Source organism: Cognatiluteimonas sedimenti (genome assembly GCF_022808325.1).
GTDB lineage: Bacteria > Pseudomonadota > Gammaproteobacteria > Xanthomonadales > Xanthomonadaceae > Cognatiluteimonas > Cognatiluteimonas sedimenti.
Genome location: NZ_JALGCL010000002.1, coordinates 485,875 through 498,784, shown reverse-complemented (window position 1 = coordinate 498,784; position 12,910 = coordinate 485,875). Strand labels below are relative to the sequence as shown.

Below are 12,910 nucleotides of genomic sequence, written 5' to 3'. Positions count from 1 at the left end.
TGTCGGGCCGTCCCGGCGCGGCATGAGCACGCACCGGAAGGCGGCGGAACGCGGTAGTTTCGCTGATTTGGCGGCCTGCCGCCAGCGCCGCTGGCGCGAATCGTGGACGCAGATCCGGGCCACGGCGTCCGCAAGCGCTCGCTGGGGCCTGCCCCGCGGATTTCCGCCTGGGGTGGTGCGAAAGGGGGGACTCGAACCCCCACGCCTTGCGGCACTGGTACCTAAAACCAGGGCGTCTACCAATTCCGCCACTTTCGCGCTGGCCGCGATTCTAAGGCCGCCGCCCGCCATGGCGCACGAATCTGCCCCTCCTTCCGCCGGGATCGAAACTCGGCCTCGGACACGGTCGCCGCCCGACGGGCGGTGTGCTGCGCCCTCCCGACGACATCCTGTCTTCGGGTCAGAGGACTGGCCAGCGATCATTGCGGGAACGAGCTTCGGGGGGGAGTCGCCGCCCGGCGGGCCGGGGGTGCTGCGCCTTCCTGACGACATCCTGTCTCTAAGTCCGGTCGTGGACCATCCATGGTCCACTCTCCGCACCCCAGCCCGCCGGGCGGCGACTACGCGAGCTTGGAGATTCGGGGGGTCTGGCTGCTTTTTTCCCTTCAAGCGCCGGCTCGTCTGGGAGAAGCAGGTGGCCCGCCATTCGCGGGACCTTCGGCGACATGGATGTCGCCGATGAGCCTACATGGACGTACTCGCGGCGTGTCCCGCGAATGGCGGGCCACCTGCTTCTCCCACGGGACCGTCCGCAAAAAAAAACGCCCGGCGCGGGGCCGGGCGTTTCGCGGATGGTGGGCCGTCAAGGATTCGAACCTTGGACCTATTGATTAAGAGTCAACTGCTCTACCAACTGAGCTAACGGCCCGCGGGAAAATTGTAGCAAATCCGAATTTGGGGTGGATGATGGGATTTGAACCCACGACCCCCGGAATCACAATCCGGTGCTCTAACCAGCTGAGCTACACCCACCAAATCAGCACTGCGTGGCGCGCCCGGCAGGACTCGAACCTGCAACCGCCGGCTTAGAAGGCCGGTGCTCTATCCGGTTGAGCTACGGGCGCCCGGCCGGATTGTCGCATCGATGCCCTGGCCTGCAGGCGGTGGTCGGGGTAGAGGGATTCGAACCCCCGACATCCTGCTCCCAAAGCAGGCGCGCTACCAGACTGCGCTATACCCCGCCATTGTGGCCGGCCGAACCCTGGACTTCCGCACGCGCCAACGCCACGAAAGGCCGGCCATTGTCCGGAGCGTCGCCGGCGCTGTCAACGCGCAGGCACGCCGGCAGCCGCGGCATTCAGACGCGGCTGGCGATCGCCTTGGCGAAGGCCTGGGTGTTGCCGCTGCCGCCCAGGTCGGGGGTCAGCGAGTCCTTCGCTTCCAGTGTGGCGACGATGGCCTCGCGCAGGCGCGTGGCCTTCTCCGGCAGCCCGAGATGGTCGAGCATCTGCGCCGCGCCCAGCAGCAAGGCACAGGGATTGGCCTTGCCCTGCCCGGCGATGTCCGGCGCGGTGCCATGCACCGCCTCGAAGATCGCCGCGTCGGTACCGATGTTGGCGCCCGGGGCCAGCCCGAGGCCGCCCACCAGCCCCGCGCACAGGTCGGAAATGATGTCGCCGAACAGGTTGGTGGTGACGATGATGTCGAACTGCTCCGGCCGCATCACCAGTTGCATGCAGCAGTTGTCGACGATCAGCTCGTTGCACTGGATGTCCGGGTACTGCGCGGCGACCTCGCGCGCGACCTTCAAGAACAGCCCCGAGGTCGACTTCAGGATGTTGGCCTTGTGCACCACCGTGACCTGCTTGCGGCCGGTGCGGCGCGCCAGGTCGAAGGCGTAGCGGACGATGCGCTCGGAGCCGCGGCGGGTAGTCTTGGTGATCGAGGTCGCGGTGTCGCCGTCGGGCGAAAGCTCCTGGCCCTCGGCGCTGTAGGCACCCTCGGTATTCTCGCGCACCGTGATCAGGTCCACCCCCGATGGGAAGCGCGACCTGGTGTTGGGGAACGACTTGGCCGGACGCACGTTGGCGTACAGGTCGAAGCGCTTGCGCAGCTCGACGTTGATCGAGGAGAAGCCGCCACCGACCGGCGTGGTCAGCGGGCTCTTCAGCGCGACCCGGTTGCGGCGGATCGAGTCCATGGTCGCGGCCGGCAGCAGCTCGCCGGTCGTTTCCAGCGCCACGAGGCCTGCGTCCGCGAATTCGTATTGCAGGCCGACGTCCATCGCGTCGAGCACGTGCAGGGTGGCATCCATGATCTCCGGGCCGATACCGTCGCCGCGGATGACCGTGATCGTCTGGGTCATTGGGGGTTTCCGAACTGGTGGGCGCGGTACCAGCCGTACGGCGCCGTGTGTGAGCCGCGGAATTATGCCGGAAGCAGGCGCTCGCTGCAGGTCCAGGGGGCGCTGCGACCGCCCGGTTCGGGTCAGCCGTGGTCGTGCGCCGCCGTGGGCCCGGCCGCGCCGGACTCCAGCCGATCCAGGAAATCGACCGCGCGGCGCAGGTGCGGAATCACGATCGAACCGCCCACCACCAGCCCGACCGAGAACGCCTCGAACATCTCGTCCCGGTTCACGCCGGCTTCCTTGCACTGGGCGACGTGGTAGCTGATGCAGTCGTCGCAGCGCAGCACCAGCGAGGCGACCAGGCCGAGCAGTTCCTTGGTCTTCACGTCCAGCGCGCCGGCCTGGTAGGCCTGGGTGTCGAGCGCGAAGAACCGCCGAACCACCTGGTTGGGTTCGGCCAGGATGCGCTCGTTCATCCGCTGGCGGAACGCGGTGAACTGGGCGATGCGATCGTCGTCGCCGCCCGTGCTCATGCCGCCTCGCCCGCGAGCAACGGCTCGAGCTTGCCGGCGCGGTGCAGCGCCATCAGGTCGTCGTAGCCACCGACGTGGGTTTCGCCGACGAAGATCTGCGGCACGCTGGTGCGACGGGCACGGGCGACCATGCGGTCGCGCTCGCCTGGCTCCAGGTCGACCCGGATCTCGTCCCAGGCCAGGCCCCGGCTCTTGAGGAAATTCTTCGCGGCCACGCAGTAGCCGCACATCGCCGACGTGTACAGGGTGATCTTCGGCGTATTGGCGCTGGCCGCGCCGGACTGCTCGCTCAAGGAAATTCTCCGGAAACTTGCTGCTAGCGGGAGGGTCCAATATGGGTACGGCCGCCGTGCTTTTCCAGTCGCCTGCCGGCAATATCGGGGCATCGCGGATTAACCGCGGGTTCACTCCGGCCCGGGCACTGCCCGGCATCCTCCTGCATTCGCTGCTTTCCCTGCCGAGTTCCCATGCGCCCCGCCAACGCCGCCGCCGTCCTGACGCTCGCCATCGCCGCCGTGCTGCTGCCTGCCGCAGGGGCCGCGCAGGACACCCGTTTGCCGGACATCGGCTCCTCGGCCGCCGGGGTACTGTCGCCGGCGCAGCAGGAGCAGTACGGCGCGATGATGCTGAGCCAGCTGCGCAATTACGGCTACACCCTCGACGATCCCCTGCTGGGCGGGTGGCTGCAGGCCATCGGCGAGCGCCTTGGCGCCTCCAGCGACAATCCCAAGCAGCGCTTCACCTTTTTCCTGCTGCGCCAGCGCGACATCAACGCCTTCGCCACCCTGGGCGGATACATTGCGGTCAACGCCGGGCTGGTCCTCGCCGCCGACAGCGAGGACGAGGTGGCCGCGGTGATGTCGCACGAAATTGCCCACGTCACCCAGTCGCACGTGCTGCGCGCGGTGGAACGCGCACAGCGCGACAGCATCCCGATCCTGCTGGCGATGCTGGGCGCCATCGCCGTGGCGCAGAGCAGCGGCGGGAACTCGAGCGACGACGCGATGATGGCGGCGGTGATGTCGGCCCAGGGGCTGATGGCGCAGCGGCAGATCGACTACACCCGGGGCAACGAATCCGAGGCCGACCGCATCGGCATCCGCACCCTGGCCCGCGCCGGCTACGACCCGGCGGCGATGGCGGGCTTCTTCGCGCAGTTGCAGTCCGTGGTGCGCAGCAACCTCGATGGCAGCCGCGAGGGCACGCCCGACTACCTGCAGACCCATCCGGTGACGACCACCCGCATCAGCGAGGCGCGCGACCGCGCCCGGCAGATGGCCGGGGAGGAGCGGCCGTTCGTGCCCAGCGCCGTCGCCAGCGACAATCCGTTGCTGCCAGCCTCGCTGCGGATTGCCGCAAGCGCGGGCGCGGGCGGCGCCAGCGGGCAGTTCCCGTGGGCGCACGAGCGCATGCGCGTGCTCAGCGCCGACACCCCCGCGGCCGCGGTGCGCGAATACGACCGCATTGCCCGCGCCGGCAAGCTGGACGATGCGCAGCGCTACGGGCTGGCGCTGGCGCACTACCTTGACGGCCATGCGGGCGAGGCTGCTGCCGAACTGGAACCGCTGCTGGCGGCGCATCCCGGCGACGTGTGGCTGGCTTTGGCGCTGGCCCAGGCCGAGGCGCGCTCGGGCAAGACCGCCGCCGCCGATGCGCGCTTCGACGCATTGTCGGCGCGCATGCCGAACAACCGGGCGGTGGCATTGACCCATGCGGGGATGCTCGCCGAGCGCAATACCCCGGCCGCGGGCAAGCGCGCGCAGGCGCTGCTGCGGCCGCTGTTGGGCAGCGCCACGGAAGATCCGGTGTTCCAGCAGACCTTCGCCCGCGCCAGCGAGATCGCCGGGGACCCGGTCCGCGCCGGCGAAGCCTATGCCGAGGCCGCCTACCTCAACGGCCGCCCGGAACAGGCGTTGGTGCAGCTCAACATCCTGAAGAAGCGCGACGACGTCGACTACTACGCCCGCGCCCGCATCGACGCGCGGATCGCGGCCATCACCCCGACGGTGCTGGAACTGCGCCGCCAGGGCATCCGCGACGAGGACCTGGATCGGCGGTAGCAGTGCAGGCCGGGTTCCCGCATCTTCTGGATTAGGGCCGGGAGGTCCACGGGAGCCCAGGGCGCGGGCGCCCGACCTCCCCTGCAACGCGGGGCTTGTCGTTTCAATCGCCAGCGCCGCAACGCAGCGCGTTGCCTCACGGCAAGTTCCACCAGGTCGCCCCGGTATCGGGGGCGTCCCGGGCGACGCGGCACAACCCAGCCAATAACGAGGAGCTACGGGTGCCGCCTTGCCCGGGACGCGCGCCCCGCCACGGTATTCCGCGGCGCAAGGCCATCTTTCTCCCTGTCACCGGACAGTCATGAAAGTGTCGTCTAATGCCGGCAACCGGAGCCACCACCACAGCCCCGCCATGCAGAAGCGCATCCTGATCGTCGACGATGAACCCGCGATCCGCGACATGGTCGCGTTCGCGCTGCGCAAGGGCGACTACGAACCGGCGCACGCCGGCGACGCCCGCGAGGCGCAGGCCGCGATCGCCGACCGCGTCCCCGACCTGATCCTGCTCGACTGGATGCTGCCGGGCACCAGCGGCCTGGAGCTGGCGCGGCGCTGGCGCAAGGACGCCCTCACCCGCGAGGTGCCGATCATCATGCTGACCGCGCGCGGCGAGGAGAACGATCGCGTCGGCGGGCTCGAGGCCGGCGTCGACGACTACGTGGTAAAGCCGTTCTCTGCGCGGGAACTGCTGGCGCGGATCCGCGCGGTCATGCGTCGTGCGCGCGAGGACGATGAGGACGGCAGCATCGCCGTCGGTGCGTTGCGCATCGATGGCGCCGCGCACCGCGTCTACGCCCGCGTCGATGGCCACGACGAAGCCGTGCCCATCGGGCCCACCGAATACCGCCTGCTGCATTTCTTCATGACCCACCCCGAGCGCGTCTACAGCCGCTCGCAACTGCTCGACCATGTCTGGGGCGGCAGCGTCTACGTCGAGGAGCGCACCGTCGACGTGCACATCCGCCGCCTGCGCAAGACCCTGGAACCGACGCGGCTCGACGCGATGGTGCAGACCGTGCGCGGCGCCGGCTACCGTTTCTCGGCCGCGGCCTGAATCCCCGACCGTCGCGCGGCCCGCTCCCAGCCGCCGCCGCCGCGATTGCCTAGACTAGCCCGATGCCACCCCGCGCCCGCACCGCATGGTTCAAGACGCTCGGCCAGCTCGCGCTGGTGCTGGCAGCCGCGCTTGCGCTTGGCGTGGTGCTGGGCCACCCGGGCCTGGTGCTGGCGCTCGCCGCGCTCGGCGTGGTCGCCTGGCACTACTGGAAGCTGCGCGGGGTACTGCTGCGCCTGACCGCGCGCCAGCGCTTCGAGCCATCGCCCGGCACCGGCGTCTGGAACGAGCTCGACCGCCTGCTGCACCGGGGCCAGCAGGAAATGCGCGAGCACAAGCGGCGCCTGATCGGAATGCTGCGCGCTTACCGCGCGGTGGCGGACGCACTGCCGGATGCGGTCGTGGTGGTCGAGCGCAACAGCCAGCGGATCGCCTGGTTCAACGCCGCGGCGACTGCGCTGCTGGGGCTGCGTTACCCGCGCGACGTCGACGCCGCGCTGGGCGAGCGGCTGCAACCGCTGCCGGTCGCGCACTGGCTCGCCGCCGGCCGCAACGCCGAGCCGTTGACCGATGCGGCGTCGCCGGTCGATCCGGACCTGCGCCTGAGCCTGCGCCTGATCGCCTATTCCGAGGACCTGTGGCTGCTGGTCGCGCGCGACGTCAGCCGGCTGACCCGGCTGGAACAGATGCGCCGGGACTTCGTGGCCAACGTCTCGCATGAACTGCGCACGCCGCTGACGGTGGTGCACGGCTACCTGGAGATGCTGGATCCGGCCGAGCATCCGGACTGGGCGCCGATGCTGGCGGAAATGCAGCGCCAGTCGCAACGCATGACCCAGCTGGTCGAGGACCTGCTGACGCTGTCGCGGCTGGAAGCGCAGGAAGCGCTGGCCGACGAGGAGGTGTCGATGGCCCCGATGCTGGCGACGCTCAGGCGCGAGGCCGAAGCGCTCAGCCAGAAACGCCACGCGATCAGCATCGAGGATGCCGCCGGCGTCGACCTGTGGGGCTCCACCAAGGAACTGCACAGCGCCTTCTCCAACCTCGTGAGCAATGCGGTGCGCTATACGCCGGCCGGCGGCACGATCGAGATCGGGCTCAGGCGCGACGCCGACGGCGGCGCGGTGCTGTCGGTACGCGACAGCGGCTTCGGCATTCCCGCCGCTCACCTGCCGCGGATCACCGAGCGCTTCTACCGCGTGTCGACCAGCCGTTCGCGAGAAAGCGGCGGTACCGGGCTGGGCCTGGCGATCGTCAAGCACGTGCTGGGACTGCACCAGGCGTGGCTGGAGGTCGAGAGCGAGGTCGGGCGCGGCAGCACCTTCTCCTGCCATTTTGGCGCCGCGCGCGTGCGTTCGCGCCAGCCGCAGGACACCTGGAGCATCGCGTGAACAAGTCGTCGGGCAAGCCGTCGAAAAAGCATGCCGCCAACCGCGTCGCGGCGATTCCCGCGCTTGCGCCGGCGATGCCGCCGGACCCGCAATCCGACGATCCGCTGCGCGACCCGGCGCTTTACGCCAACCGCGAACTGTCGCAGCTGGACTTCAATTTCCGGGTGCTGGCCCAGGCGCAGGATCCGCTGGTGCCGCTGCTTGAGCGTTTGCGGTTCCTCTGCATCTCCTGCACCAACCTCGACGAATTCTTCGAGATCCGCGCTGCCACGGTGCGCCACGCGCTGGATTTCGACCTGCCGCCGGCGCCCGACGGGTTGCCGCCGGCGACCGTGCTCAAGCGCATCCACGACCGCGCCGCGGAGCTGGTGCAGGCGCAATACCGCTGCTGGAACGAGGTGCTGCGCCCGGCACTGGGCGAAGCCGGCGTGCGCGTGCTGGCGCGCGACCACTGGAACGCCAGGCAGACCCGCTGGCTGCGCGCCTATTTCCGCGACGAGATCATGCCGGTGCTGTCGCCATTGGGGCTCGACCCGGCGCACCCGTTCCCGAAGATCCTCAACAAGTCGCTCAACATCGTGGTCGTGCTCAAGGGCCGCGATGCGTTCGGGCGCGCCGGGCACCTGGCGATCGTGCGCGCGCCGCGCTCGCTGCCACGCATCATCCAGCTGCCGCAGAAGGTCTCCGGCGGCGAGCACGACTTCGTGTTCCTGTCGGCCGTGCTGTCGGCGTTCGTCGACGAGATGTTCCCGGGGATGGAGGTCAAGGGCGCCTACCAGTTCCGCGTCACCCGCAACTCCGAGTTGATCGTCGACGAGGAGGAGGTCGAGAACCTGGCGCTCGCGCTGCGCGACGAACTGGTCGGCCGCGGCTACCTGCGGGCAATGCGGCTGGAGATCGCGCGCAACTGCCCGAAGCCCATCGTGCGCACGCTGCTTGAGAACTTCGAACTGCCGGATGAAGCGGTCTACCGCATCGACGGCCCGGTCAACCTCAACCGCGTGATCCAGGTCTACGACCTGGTGCAGCGCCCGGAACTGAAATACCCGCCGTTCCAGCCCCGCAAGCTGGCCGGCGGCGATGCGATCTTCGAGCGCGTGCGCGACGGCGACGTGCTGCTGCACCATCCATTCGATGCCTTCACCCCGGTGCTGGAGCTGGTCAAGCAGGCCGCCGAGGATCCGAACGTGCTGGCGATCAAGCAGACGCTCTACCGCACCGGCAAGGACTCGGCGATCGTCGATGCGCTGGTGCAGGCCGCGCGCAACGGCAAGGACGTGACCGCGGTGGTGGAACTGCGCGCGCGCTTCGACGAGGAAGCCAACCTCGGCTTCGCCGACCGCCTGCAGGAAGCCGGGGTGCAGGTGGTCTACGGCGTGGTCGGCTTCAAGACCCACGCCAAGATGCTGCTGATCGTGCGCCGGGAAGGCCGCAAGCTGCGCCGCTACGTGCACATGGGCACGGGCAACTACCACGCCGGCACCGCGCGCGCCTACACCGATATCGGCCTGGTCACCGCCGACACCGACATCGGCAACGACGTCCACCAGGTCTTCCAGCAGCTGTCCGGGCTGGCACCGGCGACGAAACTCAAGCGACTGCTGCAGTCGCCGTTCACCCTGCACGCCGGCCTGCTGCAACGGATCGAACGCGAAACCAGGCACGCGCGCGCCGGCAGGCCCGCGCGCATCATCGCCAAGATGAACGCGCTCAACGAGCCGCAGGTGGTCCGCGCGCTGTACGCCGCGTCGCAGGCCGGGGTGTCGATCGACCTGGTCGTGCGCGGCGCCTGCACCCTGCGCCCGGGACTGCCGGGGGTTTCCGACAACATCCGCGTGCGCTCGATCGTGGGTCGCTTCCTCGAGCACAGCCGCGTGTACTGGTTCGCCAACGCCGATGCGCCGGAGCTGTTCTGCGCCAGCGCCGACTGGCTCGAGCGCAACCTGTTGCGCCGGGTCGAAGTCTGCTTCCCCATCCTGGAGCCGGAACTGGCGGCGCGGGTCAAGGGCGAAGCGCTCGACAACTACCTCGCCGACAACCTCAACGCCTGGGAACTGCAGGCCGACGGCAGCTATCGCCACCTCGTCCCGGAGACGGACGCCATGCCGCATTCGGCGCAGGCCGCGTTGCTGGCCAAGCTGTGCGGCTGAGCCCAACCATGAACGACGCTGCGCACACCCACCTGCATCCACGCTCGGTCGCCCTGCCGCTGCAGGACGGCGACCTGCTCGCCGCCATCGACCTGGGATCCAACAGTTTCCACATGGTGGTGTCGCGCTACGTGCTCGGGCAACTGCGCACGGTCGACCGCCTGCGCGAGATGGTGCGGCTGGCCGAGGGCCTGGACGGCAACGGCGGCCTGCGCGCGGACGTGCGCAAGCGCGCGCTGGAGTGCCTGGCGCGCTTCGGCCAGCGCCTGCGCGACATCCCGCCGCAACGCGTGCGCGCGGTGGCCACCAACACCGTGCGCCAGCTGGCCGCGCCGCAGGCGTTCCTGGTCCCGGCCGAGACCGCCCTCGGCCATGCGATCGAGATCATTTCCGGCCGCGAGGAGGCGCGCCTGATCTACCTGGGCGTGGCCCACGCGCAACCGCCGCGGCCGGGACAGTTGCGGCTGGTGATCGATATCGGCGGTGGGTCCACCGAGTGCATCATCGGCACCGGCCTGGATGCGGTCGAGCGCGAAAGCCTGCAGCTGGGCTGCGTGGCGACCACGGCCCGCTTCTTCGGCGACGGCAAGCTGACCAGGAAGCGCTGGAAGGAGGCCCTGCTCGAGGTGGGCGCGCAGTTCCAGCAGTTTGCCGGCGTCTACCGGCACGTGGGCTGGCACGAGACGCTGGGCGCCTCGGGCACGATCAAGGCCGTGGGCGACATCTGCGCGGCAATGAAGCTCACCAAGGGCGCGATCACCGCGCCGGCGCTGCCGCAGGTGCGCGACCGCCTGCTCGCGGCCGGCCGCATCGACGCCATCGACCTGCCCTCGCTGTCGGCCGAGCGCCGCCCGATCATCGCCGGCGGCGTGCTGGTGCTGGAAGCGGCCTTCGCCACGCTCGGGCTGGAACGCATGGCCGTGAGCAAGGCCGCGCTGCGCGAAGGCGTGCTGCACGACATGCTCGGGCGCGGCGGCGCCGACGATCCGCGCGACGCCTCGGTGCAGGCGCTGATGCAGCGCTATGGCGTCGACGCCGCGCAGGCCGCGCGGGTGGCCGCAACCGCGCTGCAGTTCCACGATCGCGTCTGCGGCGCCTGGCAGCTGGAACCCGACGACCGCCTGATGCTGGCCTGGGCCGCGCGCCTGCACGAACTCGGACTGGCCATCGCCCACAGCCAGTACCAGGTGCATGGGGCATACGTGCTGCAGCATTCCGACATCGCCGGCTTCTCGGTACAGGAGCAGCGGGTGCTGGCGGCGCTGGTGCGCACGCACCGGCGCAACGTGCCCAAATCGGCGTTCGACCTGATCCCCGACCGCCTGCTGGCGGCGACCCGGCGCAAGGCGGCGCTGCTGCGGCTGGCGGTACTGCTGCATCGTTCGCACGAAACGGGTGCCCTGCCCGATCTGCGCCTGCAGGCGGACCGCGACACCCTGGTGCTGTCCTTGCCCAGGCGCTGGCTCGAGGCACGCCCCCTGCTGCATGCCGACCTCGCCGAGGAACCGGAAGCCTTCGCAGCCCTGGGAATCACGCTGCGGATCGACACCGACTGACCTGCGCTGCCGACGGCGCGCTGCCGGACGGTGCACGCCCTTGCCCCTGGCGCCGCGCGGCAGCCACGGCAAGATCGCGCGGCGCGGTGCGCGCAGGGCCACCAACCCGGCCCTGTCGGGCGTGTCACGCCCTGGTCATTGCCCCGCCATCGTCCCTTCATGCCCGCGGCGCAGCCTTGGCGAAACCGGGGCCGCCGCATGCGCTACGCGATCGTCAGCGAGACCTATCCGCCCGAAGTCAACGGCGTCGCCCTGACCGTGCAGGGGCTGGAACGGGGCCTGCGCGACCGCGGCCACGACGTCGTGCTGCTGCGTCCGCGCCGCGCCGGCGAGACAGGCCCGGGCGGGGCGCACGAATTGCTGCTGCGCGGCGCGCCGTTGCCGCGGTATCCCGGCTTGCGCTTCGGCCTGCCGGCGACGCAACGACTGCAGTCGGCGTGGCGCGCGAGCCCGCCCGATGCGCTCTACGTCGCCACGGAAGGCCCGCTGGGCTGGTCCGCGCTGCGCACCGCGCGCCGGCTCGGGATCCCCGCCGCGACCGGGTTCCACACCCGCTTCGACGCCTACATGCGCGATTACGGCGCCGCGTTCCTGGAGCCTGCGGCATTGCGCTGGATGCGGCATTTCCACAACCGCGGCGACGCGACCCTGGTGCCGACGCGCGAACTGCAGCAATTCCTCCAGGCGCGCGGGTTCGACCACGTGGTGCGGTTGCCGCGCGCAGTGGATACGGTGTCGTTCTCTCCGTGCCGCCGCGATCCGGCGCTGCGCGCGCAGTGGGGACTGGCCACCGCCGCGCCGGCGGTGATCCATGTCGGGCGGATCGCCGCGGAGAAGAACCTGGACCTGGCGGTGCGCGCATTCCGCGCATTGCAGTCGCGGCGGACCGGGGCGCGTTTCGTCTGGGTCGGCGACGGACCCGAGCGGGCGCGCCTGGCGCGCGAAAACCCGGATTTCGTGTTCTGCGGCGTGCAGCGCGGAGAAGCCTTGGCGCGTCATTTCGCCAGCGCCGACCTGTTCCTTTTCCCCAGCCGTAGCGAGACTTTCGGCAACGTCACCCTGGAAGCCCTGGCCAGCGGCGTGCCCACGGTGGCCTTCGATTACGGTGCCGCGCGCGAACACCTGCACGACGGCGTCCACGGCGCCGCGACCGCAGACGGCGACGAGGCCGCCTTCATTGCCGCCTGCGTGCGCATCGGCAGCGACGCCACGCTGCGTGGGGCAATGCGCGACGCCGCCCCCGCGGCGGTTGCGGCCCTGCGCCCGGCGCGCGTCGCCGCCGACTTCGACGACATCCTGAAGGCGCTGCAGCGCGCGGGGAGGCCGGATGCACGCAGCGCCACTGCATGAGCGGCTTCGCGCCGGCGAGCGCGGCTGGTGCCTGCGCGCCAACGGCCTGTGCGCGCGCCAGGGGCTGCGCGTGTTCTTCGGCGCCACCAGCCGGATGGGCGACGGGCCGTTCTGGTACGGGCTGATGGCCACGCTACTGCTGGCCGACGGGCGCGCGGGCCTGACCGCGTCGCTGCACCTGGCAGCGACCGGCGCGATCGCGTTGCTGGTCTACAAGCTGCTCAAGCACTGGACGCGGCGACCGCGGCCATTCGCCAGCGACGTGCGCATCCGCGCCTGGGTCGCGCCGCTGGACGAATTCAGTTTTCCGTCCGGCCACACGCTGCACGCGGTCGCCTTCACCCTGGTCGCGCTGGCGCACTACCCCGCACTGGCGTGGTTGCTGATCCCGTTCAGTGCCAGCGTTGCCGCCTCGCGTGTGGTGCTGGGCCTGCACTATCCCAGCGACGTGCTGACCGCGACTGCGATCGGCAGCGGCCTGGCGGCGCTGTCGCTATGGCTGGTGCCTGGCGTGTCGCTGTTCACCTGA

The 12,910-nt window shown here is 70.2% G+C and carries 10 protein-coding genes and 5 tRNA genes; 7 read left to right on the top strand and 8 right to left on the bottom strand.

The features are described from left to right. Nucleotides 1-173: 173 nt before the first annotated feature. The 8 genes from MQC88_RS09065 to grxC all read right to left on the bottom strand — a co-directional run bounded on the left by MQC88_RS09065 (nt 174) and on the right by grxC (nt 3,113). Nucleotides 174-258, bottom strand: a tRNA-Leu gene (locus MQC88_RS09065). A 534-nt stretch (nt 259-792) separates the two neighbouring features. Continuing rightward, nucleotides 793-868: transfer RNA gene (locus MQC88_RS09060), tRNA-Lys, on the bottom strand. Nucleotides 869-895: 27 nt separating this feature from the next. Beyond that, nucleotides 896-972: transfer RNA gene (locus MQC88_RS09055), tRNA-His, on the bottom strand. A 15-nt stretch (nt 973-987) separates the two neighbouring features. Further along, nucleotides 988-1,064 (bottom strand) — tRNA-Arg (locus MQC88_RS09050). 40 nt (nt 1,065-1,104) lie between these two features. After that, nucleotides 1,105-1,181 (bottom strand) — tRNA-Pro (locus MQC88_RS09045). Nucleotides 1,182-1,297: 116 nt separating this feature from the next. Continuing rightward, nucleotides 1,298-2,305: an isocitrate dehydrogenase gene (locus MQC88_RS09040; RefSeq protein WP_243321231.1), complete on the bottom strand. Its 1,008-nt coding sequence runs from the start codon at nt 2,303-2,305 to the stop codon at nt 1,298-1,300. Between the two features lie 122 nt (nt 2,306-2,427). Continuing rightward, complete coding sequence (locus MQC88_RS09035; RefSeq protein ID WP_243321229.1) at nt 2,428-2,820, bottom strand: carboxymuconolactone decarboxylase family protein; 393 nt, start codon at nt 2,818-2,820, stop codon at nt 2,428-2,430. Beyond that, on the bottom strand, nt 2,817-3,113 hold the full coding sequence (gene grxC / locus MQC88_RS09030) for a glutaredoxin 3 (RefSeq protein WP_243321227.1): 297 nt from the start codon (nt 3,111-3,113) through the stop codon (nt 2,817-2,819). The genes MQC88_RS09035 and grxC overlap by 4 nt, the downstream gene beginning before the upstream one ends. Before the next feature lie 174 nt (nt 3,114-3,287). Here grxC and MQC88_RS09025 point away from each other — a divergent pair, with 174 nt between their 5' ends. The 7 genes from MQC88_RS09025 to MQC88_RS08995 all read left to right on the top strand — a co-directional run bounded on the left by MQC88_RS09025 (nt 3,288) and on the right by MQC88_RS08995 (nt 12,910). Further along, on the top strand, nt 3,288-4,880 hold the full coding sequence (locus MQC88_RS09025) for a M48 family metalloprotease (RefSeq protein WP_243321225.1): 1,593 nt from the start codon (nt 3,288-3,290) through the stop codon (nt 4,878-4,880). A gap of 352 nt (nt 4,881-5,232) precedes the next feature. Then, the gene (gene phoB, locus MQC88_RS09020; RefSeq protein ID WP_243321224.1) at nt 5,233-5,934 is read left to right on the top strand and encodes a phosphate regulon transcriptional regulator PhoB; all 702 of its coding nucleotides are present in this window, start codon (nt 5,233-5,235) and stop codon (nt 5,932-5,934) included. Between the two features lie 62 nt (nt 5,935-5,996). Continuing rightward, nucleotides 5,997-7,325 carry a phosphate regulon sensor histidine kinase PhoR gene (gene phoR, locus MQC88_RS09015; RefSeq protein WP_243321221.1) on the top strand — a complete coding sequence of 443 codons (1,329 nt, stop codon included), beginning with the start codon at nt 5,997-5,999 and terminating at the stop codon, nt 7,323-7,325. Between the two features lie 74 nt (nt 7,326-7,399). Then, entirely contained in the window at nt 7,400-9,475 is a 2,076-nt protein-coding gene (gene ppk1 / locus MQC88_RS09010; RefSeq protein WP_243321328.1) for a polyphosphate kinase 1, read from the top strand. An 8-nt stretch (nt 9,476-9,483) separates the two neighbouring features. Next, complete coding sequence (locus MQC88_RS09005) at nt 9,484-11,031, top strand: Ppx/GppA phosphatase family protein (protein WP_243321219.1); 1,548 nt, start codon at nt 9,484-9,486, stop codon at nt 11,029-11,031. 198 nt (nt 11,032-11,229) lie between these two features. Further along, nucleotides 11,230-12,381 (top strand): glycosyltransferase family 4 protein, encoded by a 1,152-nt coding sequence (locus tag MQC88_RS09000; protein ID WP_243321218.1) that lies wholly within the window; start codon nt 11,230-11,232, stop codon nt 12,379-12,381. Beyond that, on the top strand, nt 12,359-12,910 hold the full coding sequence (locus MQC88_RS08995) for a phosphatase PAP2 family protein (protein ID WP_243321216.1): 552 nt from the start codon (nt 12,359-12,361) through the stop codon (nt 12,908-12,910). The genes MQC88_RS09000 and MQC88_RS08995 overlap by 23 nt, the downstream gene beginning before the upstream one ends.